Annotated in this window: 34 protein-coding genes; 17 read left to right on the forward strand and 17 right to left on the reverse strand. The window is 72.0% G+C overall.

What is annotated here, in order from left to right; all coding sequences use genetic code 11:
- Nucleotides 1-179: 179 nt before the first annotated feature.
- The 10 genes from AB0K03_RS11645 to AB0K03_RS11690 all read left to right on the forward strand — a co-directional run bounded on the left by AB0K03_RS11645 (nucleotide 180) and on the right by AB0K03_RS11690 (nucleotide 6,902).
- Nucleotides 180-668: a hypothetical protein gene (locus AB0K03_RS11645; protein ID WP_364683285.1), complete on the forward strand. Its 489-nt coding sequence runs from the start codon at nucleotides 180-182 to the stop codon at nucleotides 666-668.
- 77 nt (nucleotides 669-745) lie between these two features.
- Nucleotides 746-1,240 carry a hypothetical protein gene (locus AB0K03_RS11650; RefSeq protein ID WP_364683287.1) on the forward strand — a complete coding sequence of 165 codons (495 nt, stop codon included), beginning with the start codon at nucleotides 746-748 and terminating at the stop codon, nucleotides 1,238-1,240.
- Between the two features lie 81 nt (nucleotides 1,241-1,321).
- Complete coding sequence (locus AB0K03_RS11655) at nucleotides 1,322-1,792, forward strand: hypothetical protein (RefSeq protein WP_364683289.1); 471 nt, start codon at nucleotides 1,322-1,324, stop codon at nucleotides 1,790-1,792.
- A 65-nt stretch (nucleotides 1,793-1,857) separates the two neighbouring features.
- Nucleotides 1,858-2,637, forward strand: a complete 780-nt coding sequence (locus tag AB0K03_RS11660; RefSeq protein WP_364683291.1) for a hypothetical protein — start codon at nucleotides 1,858-1,860, stop codon at nucleotides 2,635-2,637.
- Nucleotides 2,638-2,784: 147 nt separating this feature from the next.
- Nucleotides 2,785-3,126, forward strand: coding sequence for a hypothetical protein (locus AB0K03_RS11665; RefSeq protein ID WP_364683293.1), 342 nt, complete (start codon nucleotides 2,785-2,787; stop codon nucleotides 3,124-3,126).
- A gap of 24 nt (nucleotides 3,127-3,150) precedes the next feature.
- Nucleotides 3,151-3,486 carry a hypothetical protein gene (locus AB0K03_RS11670; protein ID WP_364683295.1) on the forward strand — a complete coding sequence of 112 codons (336 nt, stop codon included), beginning with the start codon at nucleotides 3,151-3,153 and terminating at the stop codon, nucleotides 3,484-3,486.
- Between the two features lie 245 nt (nucleotides 3,487-3,731).
- On the forward strand, nucleotides 3,732-4,289 hold the full coding sequence (locus AB0K03_RS11675; protein ID WP_364683297.1) for a hypothetical protein: 558 nt from the start codon (nucleotides 3,732-3,734) through the stop codon (nucleotides 4,287-4,289).
- A gap of 77 nt (nucleotides 4,290-4,366) precedes the next feature.
- Nucleotides 4,367-6,112, forward strand: coding sequence for a cytochrome c oxidase subunit I (ctaD, locus tag AB0K03_RS11680; RefSeq protein WP_364683299.1), 1,746 nt, complete (start codon nucleotides 4,367-4,369; stop codon nucleotides 6,110-6,112).
- Nucleotides 6,113-6,121: 9 nt separating this feature from the next.
- Complete coding sequence (locus AB0K03_RS11685; protein WP_364683301.1) at nucleotides 6,122-6,427, forward strand: STAS domain-containing protein; 306 nt, start codon at nucleotides 6,122-6,124, stop codon at nucleotides 6,425-6,427.
- A gap of 106 nt (nucleotides 6,428-6,533) precedes the next feature.
- Entirely contained in the window at nucleotides 6,534-6,902 is a 369-nt protein-coding gene (locus tag AB0K03_RS11690; RefSeq protein WP_364683303.1) for an STAS domain-containing protein, read from the forward strand.
- Here the strand turns inward: AB0K03_RS11690 and AB0K03_RS11695 are convergent.
- Nucleotides 6,886-7,806 carry a DMT family transporter gene (locus AB0K03_RS11695; protein ID WP_364683305.1) on the reverse strand — a complete coding sequence of 307 codons (921 nt, stop codon included), beginning with the start codon at nucleotides 7,804-7,806 and terminating at the stop codon, nucleotides 6,886-6,888. The genes AB0K03_RS11690 and AB0K03_RS11695 overlap by 17 nt on opposite strands.
- Nucleotides 7,807-7,875: 69 nt before the next feature.
- On the opposite strand from AB0K03_RS11695, the gene AB0K03_RS11700 reads away from it, so the two are divergent.
- Complete coding sequence (locus AB0K03_RS11700; protein ID WP_364683307.1) at nucleotides 7,876-8,346, forward strand: Lrp/AsnC family transcriptional regulator; 471 nt, start codon at nucleotides 7,876-7,878, stop codon at nucleotides 8,344-8,346.
- Nucleotides 8,347-8,357: 11 nt separating this feature from the next.
- Here the strand turns inward: AB0K03_RS11700 and AB0K03_RS11705 are convergent, their stop codons facing one another.
- From AB0K03_RS11705 to AB0K03_RS11740, 8 genes are all read right to left on the reverse strand, one after another.
- On the reverse strand, nucleotides 8,358-9,545 hold the full coding sequence (locus AB0K03_RS11705) for a hypothetical protein (RefSeq protein ID WP_364683309.1): 1,188 nt from the start codon (nucleotides 9,543-9,545) through the stop codon (nucleotides 8,358-8,360).
- Between the two features lie 56 nt (nucleotides 9,546-9,601).
- On the reverse strand, nucleotides 9,602-10,135 hold the full coding sequence (locus AB0K03_RS11710) for a S26 family signal peptidase (protein ID WP_364683311.1): 534 nt from the start codon (nucleotides 10,133-10,135) through the stop codon (nucleotides 9,602-9,604).
- Between the two features lie 2 nt (nucleotides 10,136-10,137).
- The gene (locus AB0K03_RS11715; RefSeq protein WP_364683312.1) at nucleotides 10,138-10,695 is read right to left on the reverse strand and encodes a hypothetical protein; all 558 of its coding nucleotides are present in this window, start codon (nucleotides 10,693-10,695) and stop codon (nucleotides 10,138-10,140) included.
- Nucleotides 10,696-10,873: 178 nt separating this feature from the next.
- A complete protein-coding gene (locus tag AB0K03_RS11720; protein ID WP_364683313.1) occupies nucleotides 10,874-11,353 on the reverse strand; it encodes a 2'-5' RNA ligase family protein in 480 nt (159 codons plus the stop codon).
- Nucleotides 11,354-11,498: 145 nt separating this feature from the next.
- Nucleotides 11,499-12,752 (reverse strand): DUF4407 domain-containing protein, encoded by a 1,254-nt coding sequence (locus tag AB0K03_RS11725; protein WP_364683315.1) that lies wholly within the window; start codon nucleotides 12,750-12,752, stop codon nucleotides 11,499-11,501.
- A gap of 64 nt (nucleotides 12,753-12,816) precedes the next feature.
- On the reverse strand, nucleotides 12,817-13,455 hold the full coding sequence (locus AB0K03_RS11730) for an SIMPL domain-containing protein (protein ID WP_364683317.1): 639 nt from the start codon (nucleotides 13,453-13,455) through the stop codon (nucleotides 12,817-12,819).
- Nucleotides 13,448-13,885, reverse strand: coding sequence for a response regulator (locus AB0K03_RS11735; RefSeq protein WP_364683318.1), 438 nt, complete (start codon nucleotides 13,883-13,885; stop codon nucleotides 13,448-13,450). The genes AB0K03_RS11730 and AB0K03_RS11735 overlap by 8 nt, the downstream gene beginning before the upstream one ends.
- 182 nt (nucleotides 13,886-14,067) lie before the next feature.
- The gene (locus AB0K03_RS11740) at nucleotides 14,068-14,664 is read right to left on the reverse strand and encodes a DUF4352 domain-containing protein (RefSeq protein ID WP_364683320.1); all 597 of its coding nucleotides are present in this window, start codon (nucleotides 14,662-14,664) and stop codon (nucleotides 14,068-14,070) included.
- Between the two features lie 261 nt (nucleotides 14,665-14,925).
- Between AB0K03_RS11740 and AB0K03_RS11745 the strand changes: the two genes are divergently transcribed.
- Both AB0K03_RS11745 and AB0K03_RS11750 read left to right on the forward strand, forming a co-directional pair.
- Nucleotides 14,926-15,675 (forward strand): hypothetical protein, encoded by a 750-nt coding sequence (locus tag AB0K03_RS11745; protein WP_364683322.1) that lies wholly within the window; start codon nucleotides 14,926-14,928, stop codon nucleotides 15,673-15,675.
- An 89-nt stretch (nucleotides 15,676-15,764) separates the two neighbouring features.
- On the forward strand, nucleotides 15,765-16,517 hold the full coding sequence (locus AB0K03_RS11750; protein WP_364683324.1) for a LamG-like jellyroll fold domain-containing protein: 753 nt from the start codon (nucleotides 15,765-15,767) through the stop codon (nucleotides 16,515-16,517).
- 78 nt (nucleotides 16,518-16,595) lie between these two features.
- On the opposite strand, the gene AB0K03_RS11755 is transcribed toward AB0K03_RS11750, so the two are convergent.
- The 5 genes from AB0K03_RS11755 to AB0K03_RS11775 all read right to left on the reverse strand — a co-directional run bounded on the left by AB0K03_RS11755 (nucleotide 16,596) and on the right by AB0K03_RS11775 (nucleotide 20,051).
- Nucleotides 16,596-17,405, reverse strand: a complete 810-nt coding sequence (locus AB0K03_RS11755; protein ID WP_364683326.1) for a SigB/SigF/SigG family RNA polymerase sigma factor — start codon at nucleotides 17,403-17,405, stop codon at nucleotides 16,596-16,598.
- A 251-nt stretch (nucleotides 17,406-17,656) separates the two neighbouring features.
- Nucleotides 17,657-18,202: an NlpC/P60 family protein gene (locus tag AB0K03_RS11760; RefSeq protein ID WP_364683328.1), complete on the reverse strand. Its 546-nt coding sequence runs from the start codon at nucleotides 18,200-18,202 to the stop codon at nucleotides 17,657-17,659.
- A gap of 199 nt (nucleotides 18,203-18,401) precedes the next feature.
- Nucleotides 18,402-19,001, reverse strand: coding sequence for a LytR C-terminal domain-containing protein (locus AB0K03_RS11765; protein ID WP_364683330.1), 600 nt, complete (start codon nucleotides 18,999-19,001; stop codon nucleotides 18,402-18,404).
- 1 nt (nucleotide 19,002) lies between these two features.
- The gene (locus AB0K03_RS11770; protein ID WP_364683331.1) at nucleotides 19,003-19,518 is read right to left on the reverse strand and encodes a SigE family RNA polymerase sigma factor; all 516 of its coding nucleotides are present in this window, start codon (nucleotides 19,516-19,518) and stop codon (nucleotides 19,003-19,005) included.
- Between the two features lie 65 nt (nucleotides 19,519-19,583).
- Entirely contained in the window at nucleotides 19,584-20,051 is a 468-nt protein-coding gene (locus AB0K03_RS11775; RefSeq protein WP_364683333.1) for an Lrp/AsnC family transcriptional regulator, read from the reverse strand.
- 70 nt (nucleotides 20,052-20,121) lie between these two features.
- On the opposite strand from AB0K03_RS11775, the gene AB0K03_RS11780 reads away from it, so the two are divergent.
- Nucleotides 20,122-21,168: a Glu/Leu/Phe/Val dehydrogenase dimerization domain-containing protein gene (locus tag AB0K03_RS11780; protein ID WP_364683335.1), complete on the forward strand. Its 1,047-nt coding sequence runs from the start codon at nucleotides 20,122-20,124 to the stop codon at nucleotides 21,166-21,168.
- A 5-nt stretch (nucleotides 21,169-21,173) separates the two neighbouring features.
- Entirely contained in the window at nucleotides 21,174-21,755 is a 582-nt protein-coding gene (locus AB0K03_RS11785) for a GNAT family N-acetyltransferase (protein WP_364683337.1), read from the forward strand.
- A gap of 3 nt (nucleotides 21,756-21,758) precedes the next feature.
- Here AB0K03_RS11785 and AB0K03_RS11790 read toward each other — a convergent pair whose 3' ends face one another.
- Nucleotides 21,759-21,905, reverse strand: coding sequence for a hypothetical protein (locus AB0K03_RS11790; RefSeq protein ID WP_364683339.1), 147 nt, complete (start codon nucleotides 21,903-21,905; stop codon nucleotides 21,759-21,761).
- A gap of 162 nt (nucleotides 21,906-22,067) precedes the next feature.
- Here AB0K03_RS11790 and AB0K03_RS11795 point away from each other — a divergent pair, with 162 nt between their 5' ends.
- Nucleotides 22,068-22,919: a TPM domain-containing protein gene (locus AB0K03_RS11795; protein WP_364683341.1), complete on the forward strand. Its 852-nt coding sequence runs from the start codon at nucleotides 22,068-22,070 to the stop codon at nucleotides 22,917-22,919.
- Here AB0K03_RS11795 and AB0K03_RS11800 read toward each other — a convergent pair.
- Entirely contained in the window at nucleotides 22,896-23,315 is a 420-nt protein-coding gene (locus AB0K03_RS11800) for an MmcQ/YjbR family DNA-binding protein (RefSeq protein WP_364683343.1), read from the reverse strand. The two genes, AB0K03_RS11795 and AB0K03_RS11800, sit on opposite strands and share 24 nt — an antisense overlap.
- Nucleotides 23,312-24,187 carry a LysR family transcriptional regulator gene (locus AB0K03_RS11805; protein ID WP_364683344.1) on the reverse strand — a complete coding sequence of 292 codons (876 nt, stop codon included), beginning with the start codon at nucleotides 24,185-24,187 and terminating at the stop codon, nucleotides 23,312-23,314. The genes AB0K03_RS11800 and AB0K03_RS11805 overlap by 4 nt, the downstream gene beginning before the upstream one ends.
- Nucleotides 24,188-24,256: 69 nt before the next feature.
- Here AB0K03_RS11805 and AB0K03_RS11810 point away from each other — a divergent pair, with 69 nt between their 5' ends.
- Complete coding sequence (locus AB0K03_RS11810; protein WP_364683346.1) at nucleotides 24,257-25,135, forward strand: NAD(P)H-binding protein; 879 nt, start codon at nucleotides 24,257-24,259, stop codon at nucleotides 25,133-25,135.
- Nucleotides 25,136-25,198 lie beyond the last annotated feature (63 nt).

A 25,198-nucleotide genomic window follows, 5' to 3' on the forward strand; every position in this document is an offset into this window, starting at 1 on the left:
AACGGATGAGAATGCCGCACGGACATCCGATCACGTTTCTGCCCTTGGTCCGGGAATGTTGTGCCGCGCCCTTTCCGCCTCCACCGGAATCGGCGCACTCGCACAGGTCATTCCCCGTGGCCCCGGTCGCGTCCCGGCGACCGGGGCCACGTTCAAGGTCTCGCAGGAGGAAAGCGCGGATGCGCAAGCTCAGTAGACGTACCACCGTCGTTGTCGTCGCCTCGGTCGTCGCCGTGGGGGCGGCCGGGGCGGCGTACGCCGCGTGGAGCCTCACCGGTTCGGGCACGGCCGAGGCGAAGGCCGGGTCGGTGGTGACGCTCAAGGTCACCAGCGCCGGGCTGGCGGGCGGGCTCACCCCGGGCAACGCGACCACGGTGCTGCTGACCGTGGAGAACCAGAACGCTTTCCCCGTACGCATCACCGACATCGACCTCACGAAGCTGGACTCGCCCCAGGAGGGGTGCGCCGCGACCGACAACGTCCAGGTCGTCAACGACGCGCCGCTGCCGGACGCCGCGACCGTCCCGGCCGGCAGCAAGGACAAGCCGGCCACCGCGCGGATCGCCTGGGCCGGACCGCTGCGGATGATCCCCGACCCGGCGGATGCCTGCCAGGGTGCGCCGTTCACGTTCAACGTCCACCTCGACGCCGTCAGCGCGGCGTCCTGATGGCCGCGACGGGGCACGGTGGCGGCCTCGCCGTCGCCCCGTCGCCCACCGATGAGCAGACACCGAAAAGGATGCGCATGCGCAAGCTCGACCGTCGCGGCAAGGTGATCCTGAGCGTCGCGGCCGCTGCCGCCGTGATCGTGAACGCGGGCGCCGCCTGGGCGTACTGGACGCTGAACGGCGCCGGCACCGGCGTCGCGGTGGCCGGCTCGGCCGTGGAGCTGAAGCTGCAGGGCCGGTCGGACGAGAGCAAGCCGCTGTACCCGGGCGCGACCGCGGACCTCGCGGTGACCGTGACCAACCAGAACGACTTCCCGGTGAAGATCACCTCGATCAGCCCGGGCAAGGGCAAGGTGACCGCCGACCCCGACCACCGCGACGCCGGCTGCATCCAGACGGGTGTGGTGCTGAGCGCCGACGTGCTGCCGGTGTCGTGGCAGGTCCCGAAGAACACCATCGGCGCCTTCACCGTCCCGGACGGCCTGCGGATGACGAACAGCTCGGACAGCGCGTGCCAGGGTGCGACCTTCACGATCCCGGTGAAGGCGTCCGGTCTGAGCAGCGCCTCCTGAACCACCTCGTGGGTGTCCGGGCCGACGCGCCGCCCACGCTCCCCTTGTCACGTCGGCGCGATGCATGTCAGGAGTCAGGCTGTGCACCGGTGGCACAAAACCGTGGTCGTCGCGGCGGCCGTCGTCGGCGCGGCCGGGCTGGCCGTCGCGCTGCGCGACCCGTCTGCGACCGACCAGAAGATGACGCTCACCGCGGCGCCCGGCGCCGACGGAACCAACCCCGTTTTCACCGTACGGGGAGCAGCGGTCGAGGATCTGTACCCGGGCGCGCGGCGCCGGCTGGTGCTGACCCTCACCAACTCCTCCAACCGCGATCTGGTGGTGACGGGGATGCACGCCCGGCTCACCGCCACGTCGAAGCCGGGCTGCGAGCCGGTTGTGTCCAACCTGGAGGTGGGCGCGTACACCGGAGCCCTGCCGGCGCGGGTCCGGGCGCGCGGCAGCCGCGAGGCCGGCGCCGTGCCGCTGCACATGCCGAACACCGTCGTGGACGCCTGCCAGGAGGCCACCTTCACCGTCCTCGTGACCGCCGACGCTGTGGCAGCCCGGTGAGGCGTCGGCACGCCCGTACCGGTCAGTCGTTTCGTTTCCTGCGGTCGCCACTGCCGTTCGTCGGGGTGGCGACCGCGCTGGCGATCGGCACCGGCGTGGCGGCGTACGGGGACTGGGACGTCGGCGCGGACGAGGCGCAGTTCACGGTGCACGCCGCGAGCATTCCCCGGATGGACGCGCCCGCCGTGACGCTGCCCGGCGGACAGCCCGAGATCACCGCGGACGGCATCGTCGTGGGCGGCCCGCGCATCGAGTGGGACCGGGTGTCGATCGCCCCGGGCACGCCGGTGCAGCGCTACGTCGTGACCCGGCACCTCGGCCCGATCATCCAGGTCGCCTGTGACGTGCCGGCGGACCACAGGCGATGCGTCGACGAGAACGCCCCGGCCGGATATCTGGCCACGTACACGGTCGCGGCGACGTACGGCTCGTTCTGGACCGGCGTGCCCAGCCCGGAGAGCGCACCGGTCCCGCTGCCCGGCGAGGCGGCCCCGATCGTGGTCGACGGCGTGGTCATGGTGCCGGGCGGCGACGGTTCCACGCTCGTCCCGGCGCCCGGGGTGAGCGCGTCGGCGCCGACGGGGATCGTCGTCGTCCCGCAGGCGGGCACCGGGGACGGGAAGCCCGCGGCGGAACCGGTGGTCTCCGCGTCCGCCTCGACCGCGCCGGGACAGGTTCAGCAGCCACCGGTGCACAAGCCGCCCGCGCCGCCGGAGGAATCCGCGCCCGTTCCGGACTCCGGGAAACCGTCGTCGAGCGCGCCCGCCGGAGACGATGAAAACGAGGGTGGCACACAAAAGGACACGCCGCTCGGCTCGGCGGTCGACGCGGTCATTCCCGGCTGACTAGACATCCGTCGAAGTTCATAAACGCGCGTTCCTGTCACGGCGAAACACCCTGAACAAACAGCTAAATTCCGGACGACGGCCGTTTACGCCAACTGCCTTTACAGGTGTCCTGGTTTCCATGGGGCAAAGAATAGGATCGTTGGTATGACGCCATCCGGTTCGATCGCCATCCAGCTCGCCCTGTCCGTCGCCATGGTCATCTTCACCGCGTACGTCGCGGGCCGGGTGCATCAGTGGTACCGGCACGGGTTCGATCGCGATGTCGCGTACCGGGAGGGCTACAACCAGGCGTCGCACACGCTGTTCCAGCTCGCGGTGCGCAACCACCCGGTCAAGCCGGCGCCGGTCGCCGCGCCGCGGCCGGCGGCGAGCATCGCTCCCGGCGTGCGCGCCGTCGTCCCCCTGCACCAGCTTCCCGAGCGCACCCCGGTCGACCCGGCCGGCGGGCGCATCGAGCACACCCGCCTGTTATCGCACCAGGCCTGATCCGTAGGGAAGTACCGGACCGCCATGACCGTCCCCGGCAACAGCATCATCCAGGCCCTGTTCGCGCTCGCGTTCGTCATCGCCAGCGGGTACGCGGCCGGCCGCATCCACCAGTGGTACAAGCAGGGCCTCGATCGCGACCAGGCCTACCGCAACGGCTACGACCAGGCTTCCAATTCCATGTTCGACATGGCCATCCGCAAGCGCCAGCAGGACCCGGCAGCGGCGGACGCCGAGGGTGACTTCACCCCCGCGGCGGCGGAGAGCCCGGATCGCCAGCATCTCGTCGGCCAATCGCGCCGCCGCATCCAGCCCCCGCCCAAGGCCGGCCGCCGGCGTCGCCGCTCCGGGACACGCTGAGGTTTGCCCTCCACCCACGGGTGCTGCTAGATCTCCCCTTGCCGCTGGTCGGCGGCGTCGTGCCCGGCCCTCCCGGACGCGATCGGACGCTCACCCCTCGCCCGGCCGGATTAGCTCGCACGGCTCGTTCCTTCCGGTCGACCGGACACCCGGGACGGACCGATTGCCGATCCGCACAAGGCGACGAATCGGGCACTGTGGGGGTTCACCGAGCATCCGTACCCGCAGGAGGAGGCTCCGGGCCCATGAGAACCGCCGTGACGGAAGCCGTGCCGGACGACGCGGCGCCGCCCGCACCGCGAGACCGGCGGCGCCGGCTGGACGGGCGTACCCGGGCCATCCTCGCGGCGGCAGCGGTCACGGCCGCCGTGGTCAACGCCGGGGCCGTGTGGGCCTACTGGACGATCACCGACGCCGGGGCCGCCATCGTGGAGCCGGGAACGTACGTCTCGATGGCCCTGCGTGGACGCTCCAGCCTGGACACGCCGCTGCAGCCCGGCGCCACCGGCCCGCTCACGGTGACGGTGTCCAACGACAACCCGTACCCGATCGTCGTCAGTTCCGTGGAACCCGGCCCCGGCAACGTGGTCGCCGACGACGAGCACCGCGAGGCGGGCTGCCGGCGGCCCGCGGTGAGCTTCGCCCGCAGCTCCCTTTCCGTACGCTGGCAGGTCTCGCGCAACGACGTCGCGGTGTTCACCGTGCCGGACGCCCTGCGGATGGCGGCGGACGAGAAGGCGGCCTGCGCAGGTGGCGTCTTCACCGTGCCGGTCCAGGTGACCGGTCACGTCGACCGGATCTGATCAGACAGCTGCGCTCAGCGCCCGAGCGGCGTACGGTCGTAACGCCGGATCGACGTCTGCCGTTATCGGAGGTCGCCATGACCACCGTCCAGCCGAAACCGATCGTGACCCGCCCCTGGCCCGTACGGCGACAGGTCAAGGGCAGCGCGTTCGCTCGGGTCCTGCGCACCACCGACGCGAAACAGATCGGGATCATGTATCTGTTCACGTCGTTCGCGTGGTTCGTGGTCGGCGGGTTCATGGCGCTGCTCATGCGCGCCGAGCTCGCCCGCCCGGGCATGCAGTTCCTGTCGCCGGAGCAGTACAACCAGCTGTTCACCATGCACGGCACGATCATGCTGCTGTTCTTCGCCACGCCGATCGTGTTCGCGTTCGCCAACTACATCGTGCCGTTGCAGATCGGCGCGCCGGACGTCGCTTTTCCGCGGCTGAACGCTTTCGCCTACTGGCTCTATCTCTTCGGCAGCGTCCTCGCGCTGGGCGGTTTCCTGAGCCCCGGCGGCGCGGCGGACTTCGGCTGGACCGCGTACGCGCCGCTGAGCGATTCCACGCATTCCCCGGGCCTCGGCGGCAACATGTGGGTGGTCGGCCTGGCCGTCTCCGGCCTCGGCACCATCCTGGGCGGCGTCAACATCATCACGACGATCCTGACGCTGCGCGCGCCCGGCATGACGATGTTCCGGATGCCGATCTTCACGTGGAACATCCTGATCACCAGCCTGCTGGTGATCCTGATCTTCCCGTTCCTGGCCGCCGCGCTGTTCGCGCTCGCCGCCGACCGCATCCTCGGCGCGCATGTGTACGACGTGAACACGTCCGGCCCGATCCTGTGGCAGCACCTCTTCTGGTTCTTCGGCCACCCCGAGGTGTACGTGGTGGCGCTGCCGTTCTTCGGCATGGTCACCGAGGTCATCCCCGTGTTCAGCCGCAAGCCGGTCTTCGGTTACAAGGGCCTGGTCGGCGCCACCCTCGCGATCGCCGGGCTGTCCATGAGCGTGTGGGCGCACCACATGTTCGCCACCGGCCAGGTGCTGCTGCCGTTCTTCAGCCTGCTGAGCTTCCTGATCGCCGTGCCGACCGGGCTCAAGTTCTTCACCTGGATCGGCACGATGTGGCGGGGCCAGATCAGCCTCGAATCACCCATGCTGTTCGCGATCGGGTTCATGGTCACGTTCCTGTTCGGCGGTCTCACCGGGGTGCTGCTGGCGGCGCCGCCGATCGACTTCCACGTGCACGACACGTACTTCGTGGTGGCGCACTTCCACTACGTGCTGTTCGGCACCATCGTGTTCGCCGTGTTCGCCGGCACCTATTTCTGGTTCCCGAAGATGTTCGGCCGGATGCTCGACGACCGGCTCGGAAAGGTGCACTTCTGGCTGACGTTCATCGGCTTCCACACCACGTTCCTGGTGCAGCACTGGCTGGGCGCCGAGGGCATGCCCCGCCGGTACGCCGACTACCTGCCCACCGACGGCTTCACCACACTGAACATGATCTCCACGCTGGGCGCCTTCGTGCTGGGCGCGTCGACGCTGCCGTTCTTCTACAACGTCTGGCACTCGTACAAGGTGGGTCCATTGGTCACCGTGGACGATCCCTGGGGCCACGGCAACAGCCTGGAATGGGCGACGAGCTGCCCGCCGCCGCTGCGCAACTTCGACCGCATGCCACGCATCCGCTCGGAGCGCCCGGCCTTCGACGCGAAGTACCCGCACCTCGCCGCGGGCGAGCAGTCCGTCGCCGGCCCGCCCGAGGGTGGCGGCCGGCCGCTCACCAGCGAGTCCGACACCGGCGCCACGTACCAGGAGGACCGCAGCACCTAGACTCGCTGCGTGATCATCGACCGGCGGCCCGGGGACGGGGGCACCGTACGGCTGCTCGTCGCCGGCGAGCTGGACATGGTCACCGCCGACGAGCTGACTGCCGCGGTGACCGCCGCCCTCACCGACGGCGCCACCGCGGTCGTCGCCGACCTTCGCGGCGTGACGTTCTGCGACTCGTCCGGCATCGCCGCGATGGACCGCGCCTACGGCGCGGCCGCACGCCTCGGCCGGACGTTCCGGATCACCGAGGTGCAGCCGAACGTGCAGCTGGTCCTGCAGCTCACCGACATGTACGAGACCCTCACCGGCCCCTGACCCCGGCTCGCGCCCCGCCTTGCGAACGGCAGGCGGCGATATCGTTCATGCGACAAACGGCATCGGCGCGATTGACGACGTCCCGGCTCGGGCATTGGCCGCACGCATGGAGCGGCCCACGGAGGAGGCAGCCGGCGTGCACGAGCACTACACGATCCTGCGCGAGCCGGAGGTCATGAGCCTCGGCGGCACGGCCACGCTCGTCGTCCACGCCGGCGGCGACATCGACCTGCAGGCCTGCCCCACGCTGCGCGGTGTCATCCTCGACGCCGTCGCGGACGCCCGGGCCGAGGCGGTCACCGTCGACCTGACCCGGGCCACGTTCATCGACTCGGCCGCGCTGCAGGCCCTCCTGCACGGGTTCCTCGCCGCCTCGGAGGCCCACAAGGGCTTCCACGTCGCCAACGCCCACGGCATCGTCGAGCAGGTCCTGGTCACCACCGGGATGCTCGAGGTCTTCAACGGGCGCCGGTGAGCACCGGTTCGCGATCCGGCGCCGCCATCCGGCGATCCGACCGAGGGGCCCGCAGCAGCGGCAGGCAGGTCAGCGCGAGCCCGCCCGCGACCGCCACGCCGCCGGCGGCCTGCGGGACGGAGAGCGAGTCGCCGAACACCGCCACCCCCAGCGCGAAGCCGACCAGCGGCTCGAGGTTGACGAACGCGCCGGCCACCGCCGGCGTCACCCGCGACTGACCCCACGCGAAGAGCGTGAACGGTACGAGCGTGCCCGCGATCGCGAGCACGAGGGTCGCGGCCACCGGGGCCGGGGCGAACGACAGGGCGGCCGTACCGTCCACGAGCACGGCCGCCGGCAGGGTCACCACCGCGCCGACGCCGAACTGCACCGCGGTCACCGCCACCGGATCACGGCCGGCGAGCACGGCCGGCTGGGCGACCAGGAACGCCGCCGAGAGCAGGACGGACAGACCGACGAGCGTGTCGCCCGCGAGGGTCGCCGTACCGCCGCCGTGAGCCGCGATGACCGCGATCCCGGCGAGGGAGAACGCGGAGCCGGCCCACGTCGACCCGGTCGCGCCGCCCCGCCGGGTCAGCACGCCGAGCAGCGCGACCAGCACCGGCGTCGCCCCGACGATCAGCGCCGAGTGGCTGACGCTGGTCCGGGCGATGCCCGCGTTCTGCAGCACGATGACCCCGCCGTACCCGATGGCGCCCCAGAAGAGCGCCCGCGGTGACGCCGCCGCACGCAGCCCGCGCCGCGCCGCGATCGCGAGCGGCACGGCCGCGATGACGAACCGCACCACCGTCAGCCACGCCGGTCCCATGCCGGTGAGCGCGACCTTCGTCAGCGGGACGGTGGTGCCCCAGAGCAGGCCGGCGGTGGCGAGAGCGAGCAGGATGAGTCGACGGTCGGTACGCATCAGACGATCGTCCGCACCACAAGCTCAGATTCGCCGGCTCGCGCCGATCACGAAACTATATTTGGTCACATGGCCGCTCGACTTGATGAAATCGATGTCCAGCTCCTCAACGAACTGCAGCAGGACGCCGACCGGTCGAACCTGGAACTGGCCCGCCTCGTCGGCCTGTCCCCCGCCGCCACGCTCAACCGCGTCCGCCGGCTCAAGAAATCCGGCGTCATCCGGCACGTCACCGCCAAGCTCGACCCGGCCGAGGCGGGCTTCCCGCTCCAGGTGTACGTGTCGGCGCGGCTGGCCCGGCACGACCCGCGCGCCGACCTCGCCTTCCAGAAGGCGGTGCTCGCGATGCCCCAGGTCATCGCCGCCGACTGGGTGGCCGGCGAGATCGACGTGATGATGCTGATCGTGGCGCGCGACGTCGCGGAGCTGCAGCACGTGCTGACCCAGCTGTCCTTCAAGGGAGCGCAGCGGCTGACGACCCTGCTGCGCCTGCAGGAGATCAAGGCGACCTCGCCGCTGCCGCTCACCCCCGAGCCTTAGCCGGCCGGGCCCTAGCCGATCGCGAGGGTGGTGTTCGCCTCGGGCCCGGCGCCGATCGGCCGGCCGGTGAACGCCGGGAGCTCGGTGGGCGCCGTACGGCCGGTCGTGTCGCCGAGACCCAGCTGCCCCGAGGCGTTCGCGCCGAAGCACCACACGGCGTTGCCCGTGTCGGTGGCGCAGGAATGCTGGGCGCCCAGGGTCACCGTTCGCCAGGTCGTACCCGAGCCCACCCGGACCGGCGCGGTGCGGTCGGTGGTGTCGCCGAGGCCGAGCTGTCCCGACGCATTCGCGCCCCAGCACCAGAGGCTGCTGTCCGTACCGAGGGCGCAGGTGTGCTGGCCACCCGCCGTGACCGTGCGCCAGGTGCCGGTGCCGACCCGGACCGGGGAGAGCTTGGTCGCGGTGCTGCCCAGGCCGAGCTGGCCCGCAGCGTTCTCACCCCAGCACCAGAGGCTGCCGTCGACGCGGGTGGCACAGGTGTGCGCGGCACCCGCGACGATCGCGTTCCAGGTGGTCGTGGTGCCGATCTTCACCGGGGCCGTACGGTTCGTGGTGGTGCCCAGGCCGAGCTGACCCGACGCGCCGGCGCCCCAGCACCAGATCGTGCCGTCGGAGCGCAGACCGCACGTGTACGCCGTACCCGCGGTCACCGTCCGCCACTTCGTGACCGTGCCGACCTGCACCGGCGCCGTACGGCCGGTGGTGTCGCCGAGACCCAGCTGCCCGGACGCGTTGGCGCCCCAGCACCAGAGGGTTCCGTTCGACCGGACGCCGCAGGCGTGCTGCCGTCCCGCCGCGACGGCCGTCCACGTCGTCGCGCCGCCGACCTGGACGGGACCCGCTGTGCGGGCGGTGGTGTCGCCGAGACCGAGCTGTCCCGAGCCGTTGGCGCCCCAGCACCACAACGTGCCATCCGTACGCGGCGCGCACGCGAACCCGGCACCCGCCACCGGCCGTACCCACGTGGTGGCGGACCCGACCGCGGTCGGCGCGGTCAGCGAGCCGGAAGCGGCCGCGCCCGTCTGCCCGCTGGACGAGTCGCCCCAGCCGTAGAGGCCGCCCGACGAGAAGGCGGGCGCAGCCGTGAACTTGGCCGCGGTGGTCGTCTTGGCGGTGAAGGCGGCGTCGGACCGGGCCAGACCGAAGAGGCCGCCCATGGCCGCCAGGGTCACCGCAGTCGCTATCAGCAGACGCCTCACGCCGCTCCTTCTCCGTCTGCTGTCATCGTCGGCCGGGAACCGCCCGAGGTGAGGATTCAGGGCTTGCGGGCCGGGCGCAGCACCAGCGCTAACGCGGCCAGCACGGCGGCGCCCTGCGCCACGAACAGCGCCGGACGGCCCTCGCGCAGCTCGAGGCCGCCGAGCGCCACCCGCGGGACGAGCAGCCGGCCGATGCCCCGCACGTCGGCGGGCGCCGTCCGGAAGGAATCGTCGCTGCCGTTCGCGTCGCCCCGCGTGATCAGCATGCCGTCGCCGTCGATGCCGGCGATGCGGTGGATCCGGGTACGGCCGGGACGCAGCGGATCCGGCACGACCACGACCTGACCGACGGCCGGCGCCCAGCCGACCGGCGGCGCGGAGGTGACCGCCACGTCGCCGCGGTGCAGCGACGGGCTCATCGAGCCGCTGGTCACGACCGTCGGCTGCCAGCCCCACACCGCGGGCAGCGCGCTCCAGGCCAGCATGGCCGCGACCCCCGCCAGGGCGGCGACGGCGATCAGGCGTACCGCGCCGGCGGACAGGCGCAGCACCGGCATCCGGCGGACTCCGGTCCAGGCGACGGTGGTCACGGTCAGCTGTTCGCTTCCCAGGTGAAGGTCGCCGCAGCGGACGCGGCCTGCGCGCTGTCGGGCGTCGCGGCGTTCACCGTGTACGTGATGTGGTACGTCTTCTGCTGCCCGGACCCGCTCGGGGCGAAGGTGCCCACGCCGGTGGCGAACCCGGTCTTCGTGCTGCCGAAGTTCGCCAGCGTGCCGGTGTACGCGGTGCCGGACGGCGTGAAACCGGAGCAGCTGCCGAACCCGCCGCCGCTACCCTCCTCGATCACCAGGTCCACGTACGGCGTGAGCGCCCCGGAGACCGCGGTGCCGTACATCTTCACCGTCGACGAGAGGCTGCCGCTGTACGAGACGGTGATGCACTTGTCGCCGGTCGACCCGGGACGCAGGTTCGTCGCGTTGAACATCGCCGTCGCGCTGTCGTCGTCGCTCAACGCCACCGTGCCGGCGGTCCAGGAGTTGGCAGCGGTCCCCGTGGACGCGGTGAAGGCGGCGTTCGACGCCTGCCACATGACCCCGGAGCTGACCGCGATCCCACCGGCCACGGTCAGGCCCACGGCCACCATCTTCATCCCCGCAAGCTGCATGACATTCCTCTCGGACCGGCGCGGCGGGCATCGCCGTCGCAGTTGCCCGTGAGTTCGGCGGCCCGGCTCAACGCACACTCAAGCGCCCGTCAAATCCCCGGCAAGCCTCCCGCGACCGCTCAGCGGTTGGCCGGCGACCGTGTATCGCGGCCTCGGAACGCCGTCAGGCGAGGGTGGAGACCGTGCGCGTTTCGGAGTCGTAGGTGCGGGCCTCGACCAGCCGCCCGGCCGCGCCGCCGAGGCCCCGCGGGTACAGCTCGTGGACCTCCGGTTCGACCCGCAGCGCCAGGCTCACGTGCGGCACCCACGACCGCGGGTCGTGCAGCGGATTGCGTTCCCGGCCGTCGAGCGCTTCCCAGACCGCTCGCTGCATCGACTGCAGCTCGGCCGTCGGACGCACCCGCCAGGCCACTGTCCGGCCGAGGAACACCACGTCGTCGAGCTCGACCTCGATCGGGAGACCCTCCAACGCCGGCCCGACGCCGGGTGACAGAGCGTCGGCCGTGGCCAGCGTGAGGTGGGGGCGGTTGGTCGGGTGCCGGTGGGAGGCGAGGCTGCGCAGGCCCCTGGCGGCGAGGTCGTGCCAGACGGCTCGGACGCGGTCGTCCAGCGCTGCGTCCAGCAGGAGCTCAACCGTGTGCATCGAGGGAACGGTAGACGAGCAACGGCGGGGACGACGATCGCTCGTCGCCTCCGCCGTTCTTCGAGCCCGGCGCCACCGCCGGTAACAGAGCGTGGGCAGGCGGTGCACCGGATTGACATCGTATCCCGGTCATCTGCAAGTTGCACTACGCGCGGATGCTGTCGATGTCGCGCAGCGTATGGCGTTCGATCACCGGTACGGGCGGCAACGGCGCGCCGGTCACGCTGTCGTAGAGATGCGCGCGGGCTCGCTCCATCGCAATGCCCGCCAGCTCCTCGTCGTGCGAGGCCTTGCCGATGCTTTCCGCCATGACCCGCGAGGCTGCCTCCGCGTACCGGCGGGCGTCGCGCAGGCCCTGCTCGTAGCCGATCGCCGCCTCGTGTTCGCGGCCGCGCGCCACTCGGGCCTCGCTGCGTTCGTACGCGTTGCCGTGCGAGACGAACTTGAGACCGACCGCGGCGCAGTCGAGGGCGACCAGCAGCAGCGCGATGCCGATGTAGAAGACGCCGATGCCCCAGAAGTCGCTGCTCACCAGGTACCACATGGCCTTGGTGCGGGCGCCGAAGCCGGCGTCGGCCTTGATCGCCTCGGCGTTGGCCGTACGCTGATCGCTGATCTTGCGGGTGAGGTCCGCCTGCTCGGCGGCCCGCGACTGCCGCGCCGCCTCCTGGGTCTTCTGCAGCTCCGCGGCCTGCGCGTCGAGACGCGCGGCCTGGTCGTCCAGGCCGCGGGACCGCTTCACCAGGGTGTCGCAATAGCCGCCCTCCGGGCAGCCCGCTTTGCGGGAGACACCGTCACCCTCGGAGTCGGCGAGGGCTTGGGCATAAACGGTACGGGCGTCGGCGCGCTTCTGCGCAGCGCGTGTGGTGAGCGCCTGCACGGCCTTGTCGTCGGCCGCCGTCTCCCGCTTGAGCTGCTGCAGCCGGGCGTCGTACGCGGCGATCGCGCCACCCTGCTCCACCTGGCTGATCTGCTCGTTGTGCACCTCGTTGAGCCGCGCGTCGATCTCGCCCTGGTAACGGGCCAGCATCAGCGGCTCGGTGATGATCACGGCGAACAGCAGGGCGAGGCCGAGGCGGCCGGCGTACAGACCGATGGTCGGGCGGCGCAGCAGGTCGGCCGGGTCCGACGACTCCAGCCGCTCGAAGTTGATCGCCACGCGGCCCACCACGGCCCGGTCGTACGCCACCACGCCGGTCGCGACCAGCGGACCGACCAGCCACTGCCACCACGGATGCGTGTAGTTCGCGCTGGCGTCGACGAAGGCGGCGCCGCCCACCGTCGCGTACCCGAAATAGAGCACGATGAACACGCCGATGGCGCTGTAGAGGACGCGGTCCGAGTGCGTGGTCACGCTGTCCGGGTTCACGTTGGCGATCCGGAGCAACAAGCGACGCATGCAGCGAGTCTCGCTGATCACGCGGCCCGGTGCGGGCGAAACGGGTGGATCGCCGACGGCCGCCTCAGGACATCCGGACCTCGGAGATGAGCACCCGGACGATCACCGAGGCGTGCACGGTCTGCGGCTGCGGGTCCAGTTCCAGCTCCAGGTCGGCGGCCGACTCCATCCCGAACGCCGCGGCCCGCATCATGCCGCCCCCGCCGCCGGTCCCCTCGTCGGAGATCTCGGCCAGGCGCTCCACGCGCGCGCCGACCGCCTCCGCGTACTCCTTGGCCCGGCCGAGCGCGTCGTCGATCGCCTCGCGCCGCACCTCGGCGCCGGCCCGGCTGCCCGGGCGCAGCTGCCACCAGGGGCCGGAGATCGCGGCGTCCTCGATGCCGGCCAGCCGCAGCAGGATCTCCCCCAGCGCCGCGAAGTCGGTCACGGTCACCGTGGTGCTGACGCTCCCGACGTACGCCGAGATGGCGCCGCCGCGTTTGAGCTGGGGATGCACCTGCACTCCGCTGGTCTCCCGGCGCTCGACGGCGTCGGGATAGTCGTCGAGCGCGGTACGCACCTGCGCGGCCCGCTCGGTCAACCGGGTCAGCGTGGCCTGCCGGTCCTTGTCGCGGACGGACACGGTGACGGAGAACTGGGCGAGCTCGGGCGGCACTTCCCGGACGGCCTCACCGCGGACGACCACCATCGGTTGCTCAGGCATCCCCCGAACCTAGACCGTCGCCCGCGCCGGAGCGACACGGAGCGGCCTCGCCATCGTGCCGATGGGGGCCCGCCTGCACGAGGCGCTGCACCGCCGCGACGAGGTCGGCGTTGCGGAACGGCTTGAGCCAGACGCCGCAGAGCTGCTCCCCGGCGAAGCGGCGATCGTCCGGCTGGATGTCGCCGCTCAGGATGGCCACGGGGACGTCGGCCAGGACCGGGTCGGCCCGGATCGCCTGACACAGCTGCAGGCCGTCGAGACGGGGCATGTTGAAGTCGGTGAGCACCACGTCGGGCGGCCTCCGGCGCGCCATCTCGAGCGCCTCGGCTCCGTCGGCGGCCACCTCGACGGTGAAGCCGACCCGGACGAAGACGCGGTGCAACACCATGCGGACGTCGTCCGTGTCCTCGGCGATGAGGATCGTGGTCACGGCTGGGTTCCCTCCGTACGTGACTGAATCGAGCTTTCACCTCACAAACGACGGACGGACGGCGTCCTCGGCCAGAACCGGCCTACCAGCGGCGGAACGAAGACGTTCGGCCGGACCGGGGGCAACCACACGGCCCGATCCCGTTGTCGGATAGGCGTCCACCCGGTGCGCGCCCTCGGCAGTCAGGGGCGTCCGAGCGGGATCCGGACGCCGCCGCTCAGCGCCGAGTCCCGCAGCACGACAGAGACCGGCCGCACGCCACGGGGGAGGTCGAAGACGAGCGTGCCGCGTACGCGTACGCCCGGGTCGATGGGTTCGAGCACCGTCTGGCCGGGACCGCCCACGTACATGGCCGCTCCCGCCTCGCTGGGGTACGCCCGGCCGTCGGCTGCGTACGCGGTCTGCGCGCTCGCCTCGAGGGTGCGGGTCCGCGGGCCGAGGTTCTTGACCGTGACCGCGACCAGGCAGAACCGCCCGCGCGCCTTCTGGCCGAGCCGCCGGGTGCCGACCTGGCGTACGCCGCAGCGCATCCCGGTGACCGCGAACCGGAAGCGGCCGTCCGTCATCTCCTGGTGGAGCCGGCCGGTGACGGCGTCCGCGCGGGTGGCGTGCCCGGCGGTGCGCCCGAGGTCGGCGGAGAGCTCGTTCGCGGCGGCGCCGATGACCGCGACCAGGGTGACGCACGCGGCGGTGAGCAGCACGGCGAGGGCGGCGACGAGCCACGGCCACCAGTCGTCGGCGTGCGTCGCGAAATGCTGCCGGACCCGGCGGTACGGCATCGGCGACTCCCCCGGGTACGTGGTGGCGTGGCCGGGTAGCCACCCGAGAGATACCGGACCCGGCCACGCACTACACCAAACCCGCACGTATGCCGTGGCGTAGTGGGCCGAACAGTCACCCTCTGTGGCCCGGTCGGCACGCAGCGGCCGCCCGTACGCCTCATAGCCGCGAACCTCGTCTCACGCCCGCGCCGGAATGCCGCCTTCGCCCGTTATGCACCTGGCTAGGCCCCCTCTCTCTGACCGACACGGGAGTTCGCTGTGACCGAGACACAGATCAAGGACCGGCTCAAGGCCGTGCTGAACGGGAGCGCGCCCGACACGGCGACCTCGGAACATCCGCTGATCGTGCCCGGCGCCATGCACCCCAACCAGGCCCTGCAGGTGCTGACCCTGGCGCAGCGCACGGCCGAGGAACACATCGCGATCGCCAACCGCCAGGCCGAGAAGATCCGCGCGGACGCCCAGGCCGCCGCCGATCAGATCGCCAAGGACGCCGAGGCGCACTCGAAGAACATCCGCAAGGAGGCCGACCGGGTGCTCGCCGAGGCCCGCGCGGCCTCGGAGAAAGCCGCCCGCGAGGCCCGCGCGCAGGCCGAGGAGACGCGCCGGAACGCCGAGAAGCTCGTCTCGGAGGCCCGCGACCAGGCACAGAAGATCACCGGGGACGCCCAGGAGCACGCCGAACAGCTCGAACTGCAGGCCCAGCAACGGTACGAGGACGCGGTCGGCAGCCTGGGCTCGAAGCGGGAGGCGCTGCAGCAGCAGATCGAGGCGCTCGAGGAGTTCGACCGCGAGTACCGGGCCCGGCTGACCGCGTTCATGCAGGGTCAGCTGCGCGCGTTGTGGGTGGACGTACCGGTCGTGAGCAACGAGCTCGACACCCCGGACGCCGCGCCGGAGGCCTCGCCGGGCGCCGGCCCGGAGGCGTCGCCGGAGGCCGGCCCGGAGGCGTCGCCGGACGCCGCGCCGGAGGCGGTTGAGCCGGACGAGACCGAGGGCCCGGAATAGCCCGCCCCCTCCGTTCGGCCAGGACGTCCTGGCCGTTCGACCGCGCCGCCACGGCTGCCGCCGCTTCGCTAAATAGGGATGATTCGGACATGACACCACACTCTTCCCGGCGTCGCTGGGCGGCAGCGGCCGTGGCCGTCACCTCGGTGGCGGCCACGATCGCCGGGTCGTTCTTCATGCGCGCCGACGCGAGCACCACCGCTTGGGGTACGCAGGTCGCGCGCTACACGTTCGACGACCCCGCCGCCGGAAGCCTGCTCGACATCTCCGGCCACCAGCACGCGTTGGTCCCGGTCAGCGGCGCGGGCGGCGCCGTGGCCACCATGCCGCGCGGCGACGGCGCTGCCCTGACGTTCCCCGCGGCGTGCCACGAGGAGCCGTGCCCCCGGATCGCGCTGCGCGCCCGCAGCTCCGCGGACCTCAATCCCGGCAAGCGGCTGATCCGCTTCGGTGCGTCCGTCCTGCTCGCCCCGGACCAGACCACCAAGGGCCAGAACGTGGTGCAGAAGGGCTACTCGGCCCGGGGCAGCCAGTACAAGCTGCAGATCGACGGGATGGCGGGAAAGCCCAGCTGCGCCCTGGTGGACGGCCGGACCCGGCGCGTCCACATCGTCAAGAGCAGCGTCACGGTCGCGGACAACGTCTGGCACACCCTCGAATGCCGGCGCAAGCGCACCATGCTCGTGATCCGGGTGGACGGCGAGCGGCGTGGGAGCACCCGCATCCCGGCCGGCCTGTCGGTGTCCAACCGCAACCCGCTGAGCGTCGGCGGCAAGGGCGCGTACACCGACAACGACCAGTTCCAGGGCGCCCTCGACGATGTCTGGGTGGCCATCGCCTGACCGTCCCGCGGGACCGCACAACACGAAGCCGGCGCCACCGGCGATGCGGGATGGCGCCGGCTCGTTGTGCGGAGACGGTCAGAGGGCGAAGCCGTCGAGCTGGTCGCGGAGCTTGGCCAGCGCCTTGGTGAGCAGGCGCGAGACGTGCATCTGGGAGATGCCGACCTGCTCCGCGATCTGCGACTGGGTCATGTTGCCGTAGAACCGCAGGCTGACGATCCGCTGCTCGCGCTCGGTGAGCATGGCCAGCGCCGGGCCCAGCGCCACCCGCAGCTCGGTGAGCTCGAACCCGTCGTCCATGCCGCCCAGGGTGTCGCCCAGCTCGGTGCTGCCGTCCGCGTTGACCGGGGTGGAGAGGCTCGCCGCGGTGTACGCCCGCGCACCCTCCAGGCCCTCGACGACCTCTTCCTCGGTGATACCGAGGTGCTCGGCGATGTCCGTCACGGTCGGCGACCGGCCGAGGGTGTGGCTCAGCGTGCTGTTGGCGCCGGTGATGGCCAGGCGCAGCTCCTGCAGGCGCCGCGGCACCCGGATCGACCAGGTGCGGTCCCGGAAGTGCCGCTTCAGCTCGCCGACGATCGTGGGGATCGCGAAGCCGGCGAACTCGACGCCACGGTCCAGCTCGAACCGGTCGACCGCCTTGATCAGGCCGACCACGGCCACCTGGTACAGGTCGTCGGCGGGCTCGCCCCGGCCCGAGTAGCGGTTGGCCAGGTGCCGGGCCAGCGGCAGCCACGCCTCGATCGCGCGGTCACGCAGCGCCGGGCGCGACGGGTGCCCCGCGGGCAGGCTCGCCATCGCAGTGATGAACTCACTGGCGCTGTCCGTGCTCGACGACGCGTCCGTCAGAGTGTCGGCGTCGTGAGCGGAAACGGCGATGACGGTCATGAAGAAGCTCCCTGTATCCGGCTGCCGGCGTCGGCAGTCTGACGTACTCGGCGGACCCTCCGGCACGGGGGACGCGCCGGCAGCCCGCGAGGTGCTGCGGTGTGCGGACGTCTTGCCCGCAAACAGGGCACGCTCAAACTCACCTGTACGGCTGGAGATCTCGCGCCTGAAGGAGGTTGCGCTCGAGCCGTATGGTGCGTTATTGATCGACGCCTTCGTGAAGGACATTACTGTTCCCCGCCCATCCGGCTTCAACCGATCAGGCGGCGGAACTGCAGCGTGCTCGTACGGAACACCGCCCGCTCGACCACCCGCCGCCCCGGGCCCGGCGCGTCCACCATGCGCCACCGCCCGACCAGCACTCCGACGTGCCCGTTCATGGCCACCAGGTCGCCGACCCGGGCGTACCGCGGCGTGACGCGGATGCCCCGCCGGGCCTGCGCGGCGGACGAGTGCGGCAGCCGGATCCCCACGGTCCGGTACGCCCCCGATGTCAGCCCCGAGCAGTCCCATCGCGACGGCCCGCTGGCGCCGTGCGCGTACAGGTCACCGCGCTGAGCCCGGGCGTACGACACGACCCGTACCCGCGCCCTGGCGTGTCGCCGGGAGAGCTCGAGCGGCGTGAGCGCCGGCACCTTGCGGGCCGCCGGCTTCCGGGCGCTCACCGCCTTGCGGGCGGCGACCGGCTTACCGGCGGCCGCCGCCTTTCGCACGGTCTGCGGAGGCGCGGGCGCGGCTTCCACGGGAGCGGAGGCGAGCAGAACTGTGAAAGCGCCGGTAACAGCGGCCAGGCGCATGTGACGAGCGGACAGCTAAGTCTCCTCGATCGGCTCGGGACACGCGTGTGAGCTCCTGCGCCGGCGTTGCCGGTGCCGCCCGCGCAATGCGGACAGCCAGGACCCGAGCTACCTTTCTGGACAAAGGGGACGCTAGCTTGTGATGGGCTTCACACGTCAAGCCCCATATCCATGAAAAATAGTCAAGAAGCCACGCCGATCATGAGCACTCCGGCGGCGCCGCCGGCTCCCCCGCCTCCACCAGCGCTTGATTGATCTGCGTGCTGGTCGCCAGCTCCCGGAAACCGTCGCCGATCACCATCTCGACGACACCGTCGCGGCTCGGATCGAACTGCATGACGGCTCTGTTCCGCACCATCGCCCGTAGCACCACCGCGTCGCCCACTGCCGCCGGGCCGTACCGCAGAATCGCCACCGCGTCCGTCCGCTCGGCCGCCTCCCCCGCCGCGACGGCCTTCGTGAAGCGGCGTTCGTGCAGGTCCCGGACCACGGTCCGATCCAGGCCGGCGGTGGCGGCACCGTCGAGGACGCGGACGGCCACCTGCGACGGGTCGTCCGGCAGCCGCAGGTCGAGCCCGGCGCACGGGTCCGCCGGCGCGGCGGCCGGCGGCGGCGAGCCCGGCGACGGCCGGTCGCCGGTCGTCCGGACCACGACCGTACCGGCTCCGGCCGCGACCAGCGTGAGGCCGGCCGCTGCGAGGGTGGTGCGCCGGCGGGCCCGGGCACGGCCGCGGGCGCGGATCGCCGCGGCCGGGGCGAGGGGGGCCCGGCGGACGTCGTCCGCCAGGTCCAGGAGCATGTCACGAACGGGACGCGGCATCGTTGAACTCCGGAGATTCGTCGCTGAGCAGGTCCGCCAGCGCGGCGCGGGCCCGGGACAGCCGGGCCTTCACCGTTCCGGCCGGAACCCCGGTCGCGGTGGCGATGTCGCTCACCGGCATGTCGAGCAGGTAGTGCAGGACCACGGTCCGCCGCTGCGCCTCGGGCAGGCGCTGCAACGCGGCGATCACCGCGACGCGGTCGGGCGAGGGGCCGGCCGTGGTGGGCTGACCGCCCAGCCGGGCCTGCGCCGCGAGCCACCGCTTGAAGCCGCGCCAGCGGTTGGCCGCCAGCCGCCACGCGACGGTCCGCACCCACTGCTCCGGGTTGTCGTACGCGGAGACCTTCGCCCAGTGCTGCCAGGCGCGCGCGTACGCCTCCTGCACGATGTCCTGAGCGTCGCCCAGGTCGCCGCAGACGGCGTACACGTGCAGCACCACGCGCCGCGCGGTCGCCGTGTAGAACGCGTCGAAGTCCTCGGTGCCGCCGCGCGTCATGGAGCTTGTTTCCCTCGTGAGATCCGCACAGACGTAAACACCCCGGAGCCGCCGGACCGGTTGCGTCAGCCGTCGAGCTGTTCGACGACCTGCTTGCGGGCGTGCTGATAGATGACCGAGCTGCGGAACCCGACGATCTCCCGGCGGCCGCTGAACTTGTCCATCAGGAAGGCGTGCAGCGCGTCGACGTCCGGCACGGCGACGTGGACGAGGAAGTCGTCGCCGCCGGTCACCACGAACACCGACAGCACCTCGGGCAGCGCCATCACGTACGCCTTGAACCCGTCGATCACCGTACGGCTCAGCGGCCGCACCTGGACGTGCAACAGCGCCTGGACCGGGCGGTTCAGGGCGGACAGGCTCACCTCGGCGTGGTAGCCGGTGATCACGCCGCGGTCCCGCAACGCCCGGACGCGTTCCAGGCAGGTCGACGGGGCGATGCCAAGCTTGCGGGCGAGGTCGCGGTTGGTCTGCCGGGCGTCCGTCTGGAGATGCTCCACGATCGCCGAATCAAGTTCATCCACGACCGGCATTATCGCTCAGCTGCCGAACATCATTCGGTACGAGCACCGTCACGCCTGTCAGATGCCTACCTTTCTCGGCATGGAACACGAACGAATTCTCATCGAGCGCGGACAGCGCTCCGGCTTGCCGATCATCGTGGCGGTGCACTCCACCGCACTCGGTCAGGCCATCGGCGGGTGCCGGCTGGCCGCGTACCCGGGTTGGCGCGACGGCCTGACCGACGCGCTCCGCCTCTCCGCCGCGATGACCGACAAGTGCGCGCTCGCCGGCCTGCCGAACGGCGGCGGCAAGACCGTCGTCGCGCTCCCGCCGGGGCGGATCCTCGACGACACCGCACGGCGCGACGTCCTGCACGACGTGGCGGACGTGATCGCGTCTCTCGGCGGCGCCTACGCCACCGGCCCCGACATGGGTACGGGCCCCGACGACATGGCCACGATCGCCGAGCGCACCCCGTACGCGTTCTGCCGCCCGGTCGATGCGGGCGGCAGCGGCGATTCCTCCGAGGCGACCGCCGTGGGTGTCCTGGCCTCGCTGCAAGCGCTCTGCGCGGAGCGGTTCGGCTCACCCGACCTGTCCGCGCACACCTTCGCGATCCTCGGCCTGGGCCGGGTCGGCGCGCATCTGCTCGGTCTCCTGGACGAAGCCGGAGCCCCGCCGGTCGTGGTCAGCGACGTCGACGAGAACAAGCGGACGGTCGCCGGGAAACACGGGGCGACCTGGACCGATCCGCAGCGGTGCCTGACCGCGGACGTCGACGTGCTCGTCCCCGCCGCCACCGGTGGCCTGCTCACGGCGGCCTCGGTGCCCACCCTGCGCTGCGCGGCGATCGCCGGGCCGGCCAACAACCAGCTCGACGAGCCCGCCACCGCCGGCCTGCTGCACGCCCGCGGGATCCTGTGGGCGCCGGACATCGTCGTCAGCGCCGGCGGCATCGTGCACGCCACCGCCGTCGAGTTGCGCCACGAGACGTCCGGGCAGGCGACCGCCCGGGTACGCGCCATCGGCGAGACGCTGGCGGAGATTCTGCGTACGGCCCGGGCCACGGAGACCACCCCCGCCGCCGCGGCGCGGTCCCGCGCACGGAACCTCGTCGCGCGGGCATCGGGGCGCCTGGCACCATGAGCGCCGTGGCGACCGCTGGGCAGCTCGAGCTGCGTCCCTCGTACCCGATCCGCACCGAACGTCTGCTCCTGCGCCCGCTGACCGCCGGCGACACGAGCGCGCTCCTCGCCTATCGCAGCCGGCCCGAGGTCTGCCGGTACGTGCCGTTCGAGCCGATGGACCGCGCGGGCATCGCGGAACGGCTCGCCACCTACTGGGCGGCCACCGCCATCACCGACGAGAAGCAGGGCATCACCCTCGGCGTCGAGCTCGCGCAGACGGGTGAGCTGGTCGGCGACGTGCTGCTGTACTGGGTCAGCCGCGAACACCTCGGCGGCGAGATCGGCTACGTCTTCCACCCGGACCACGCCGGGCACGGGTACGCCACCGAGGCGGCGCGCGCCATGCTGCGGCTCGGCTTCGAGGAGCTGGGCCTGCACCGCATCACCGCCCGCGTCGACGAACGCAACGGGGCCTCGGCCGCGGTCGTCCGCCGGCTCGGCATGCGCCAGGAGGCCCGCCTCGTCGAGAACGAGATGTTCAAGGGCGAATGGTCCACCGAGCTGGACTTCGCCATGCTCGCCACGGAATGGCCCGCACACCGCTGACGCCTACCGCGGCAGCAGGGCCAGCGCCATCGTCGGCCCGGCGGCGTCGGGGTCGCGGGCGAGCCGGTCCATGAGGTTCTCGCCGGGGAAGTCCTCGAGCACCACGTAGTCGGCCGGGTAGCGGGTCCGGCTGCGGTCGACGGCGTACACGTCGGGAACCCGCAGGCCGAGGGACCGCAGGCGCGCGTACGCACCCTCGAAGAGGTCGAGGCCCAGCCGCCACGGCGACGAGATCGTCCCTGGTGACCGTTCTGGGCGTCATGATCGTCTCCCCTGCCCCCGCCGGTTGTGATCATGCCTCATATTGAGCGCATGAGATCGCGTGCGAGGGTAGCGGCGTTCACGCTGGCGGCGGTCGCCGTGCTGAGCTGGGCGGCCCCGGCCGCGGCGGCACCGGCGTACCCGAAGCCCAGCGGCCGGTGTGTCGACGAGACCGGCGTGATCGGCGACGACCGCTGCACGATGATCACCCGGGCGTTGCTGCGCGACGAGAAGGCGACCTCCGACGAGATCGCCGTCGCGATCGTGCCGACCACCGGCGACAAGAGCATCGAGGCGTGGTCGACGGGCCTGTTCAACAGCTGGGGCGTCGGCAAGAAGGACAAGAACAACGGGGTCCTGCTGGTCGTCGCGGTCGACGACCATCGGGTACGCCTGGAGACCGGTCGCGGCGTGACGAAGCGGCTGACCGACCGGGAGGCGAAGGCCATCGTCGACGACGTCGTGACGCCGCGCTTCGCCGAGGAGGACTACCTGCACGGCGTCCTGGCGGGTCTGGACGAGGTCCGCCGCGAGCTGGGTCATTCGATTCCGGCGGACGCGCTGCTGGAGACACTCGGCGAGCCCGCCGACGACGAGGAGCAGTTCAGCCCGGCGTACATCGTGGACGACGCGGACAGCGGGGACGACGGGTCCGGGTCGGCCTGGGGCGTGGTGATCGTGGTCGTGGCCGGGATCGGCCTGCTCCTCGCGCTGGTCACCCGCGCATCGCGGGGCGGCTCGCCGGGCTGGGCGCGCTCGGTCACCCGGTCGGGATCGGCCCACCACACGGCATGGGTCGGTGGCAGCACCGACACGTCGGCGTCGAGCTTCGGCTCGTCCTCCGGCTCCAGCTTCGGCGGCGGCAGCTCGGACGGCGGGTCAGGAGCCTCCGGGAGCTGGTGAGCCCGCCCGCGCGTCGAGGGCGGCCACCCGGCGCGGGCCCGCCGTACGCCGGTAGCTCGCGTCGAGCAGCTCGCCGATCTCGTCCCAGTCGGTGTCGCCGTCCAGATCGATCCCGACCCATCCGGACGCGCCGAGGTAGGCGGGCAGGTAGCAGCGCTCCTCGCCGAGCAGCGCCTCCCGCTCGTGAGGATCGGCCAGCACGAGGACCGACCGTTCGTGCTGCCGGTAGACGCCGTCGACCTTCACCGAGCCGCCGTAGTACGCGAACACCTTGGTGGTGAAGAAGGCGGGGTGGCCGTGCGAGATCTTCTCGGCGGCGCCGGGGAAGGCGAGCGCGAGCGTGCGTACGCGCCGCAGCACGGGGTCGGCGTCGTCGAACATGATCGGGTGCGTCACAGGACCGGCTCCTTCGGGCTGTACCGGGCGAACACCGTCTGGGCGACCCGGACGAACGCCGCGACCGCCGCCGACCGCGACTCCCGCGGCCAGGCCACCACCAGCGTCGACGGCCCCAGATCGAGGACGGTCCGGTAGGCGATCGCCGGCCGCGGATGCCGCCGGGCCAGCGACTCGGGCAGGAACCACACCATCTCGCCGACCTCGACGAGGTTGAAGATCTGTGCCAGGTCCAGCGGCCGCGGCGGCCGCCCGGCGGGGACCTCGCCTCCGTCGGCCGCCGTACCGTCGGGCAGCATGCGCCCGGCCAGGTCGGCCACCCGCAGCTCGGTACGCGCGGCCAGCGGGTCGGCCGCGGGCAGCGCGACCAGTCGGGGTTCGGTCAGCAACGGCTCGACGTCCAGCCCCCGGCCGTCGAACGGGGTGGGCAGCAGCGCGACGTCGGCCCGCCCGTCGCGCAGCGCCGCGACCTGTTCGCCGCGACCGCCGAGCTGCAGCTCCACCGGCAGCGCCACGGGCTCCTGCTCGTACGCGCCGAGCATCTCGGGCAGCATCCCGGCGTCATAGTCGGCCTTGAGCGCCAACCGCAGCGCCGGCACCTCTCGTCCCGCGTGCCGCGCCCGCCGCTCGGCCGCGGACACCGCATCCAGCGCGGTACGCGCGTCCCGCAGCAGGACCTGTCCCGCCGGTGTGAGGCGCACCTGCCGCGTGGTGCGTTCGAGCAGTCGCACGCCCAGGTGCCGTTCCAGGTCGCGGATCGCCCGGGACAGCGGGGGCTGGGCCATGCCGAGGCGGTCGGCGGCCCGGCCGAAGTGCAGCTCCTCGGCGACCGCCACGAAGTACCGCAGCTGGCGGACCTCGAGGTCGCTCATATCCGTACGGTATCAATGCGGATCGGATCGGTCCTTCAGCTCTGCGGCCGGCGCGCGTTGACTGACCTCATGATCGTTGTCACCACGCCCACGGGCGCCATCGGCCGGCAGGTCGTCGGCCACCTCCTCGACGCGCAGGCGCCGGTACGCGTCGTCGCCCGCGACCCGGACCGGCTCTCCCCGCAGGTCCGCGAGCGCGCCGAGGTCGTACCCGGCTCGCACGGCGACGCGGACGTCACCGACCGGGCCTTCGCCGGGGCGGACGCGGTGTTCTGGCTCGTGCCGCCGAACCCGCGCGCCGAGAGCGTCGACGCCGCGTACTCCGGTTTCAGCCGGCCCGCGTGCCAGGCCTTCGCCCGCCACGGCGTCCAGCGGGTGGTCGGCATCTCGGCCCTCGGCCGAGGCACCCCGGTGGTCGCGCATTCCGGGTTCGTGGCCGCCACCCTGGCTCTGGACGACCTGATCGCCGGTACGGGTGTCAGCTACCGCGCACTGACCATGCCGTCCTTCATGGACAACCTGCTGCGCCAGACCGGCTCCATCAAGGACGGTGTGTTCTTCCAGCCGATCTCCGGCGACCACAAGTCCCCGGCGTGCGCCAACCGCGACATCGCCGACGTGGCCGCCCGGCTGCTGCTCGACGACTCGTGGAGCGGCGTGGACAGCGTCCCGGTGCTCGGCCCGGAGGACCTGTCGTTCGACGAGATGGCACAGATCATGTCCGAGGTGCTGGGGTGGCCGGTGCGTTTCCAGCAGGTCCCGGTCGAGGCGTTCCGGGCCCGGCTGCTCACGGCCGGGATGTCCGAGGCCATGGCGCAGGGCATGGCCGACATGGCGGTGGCCAAGGAGAACGGCCTGGACGACGCCGAGCCCCGTACGCCGGCCGCGAGCAGCCCCACGACGTTCCGGCAGTGGTGCACGGAGGTGCTGCGGCCACGGTTCAGCTGACCTGACGGAAATCGAGGAAGGTCGGTACGGCAGGGCACCGTCACTGCCCTGCCGCACACCAAC

The organism is Actinoplanes sp. NPDC049316 (assembly GCF_040677315.1).
In the GTDB taxonomy this organism is placed as follows: domain Bacteria; phylum Actinomycetota; class Actinomycetes; order Mycobacteriales; family Micromonosporaceae; genus Actinoplanes.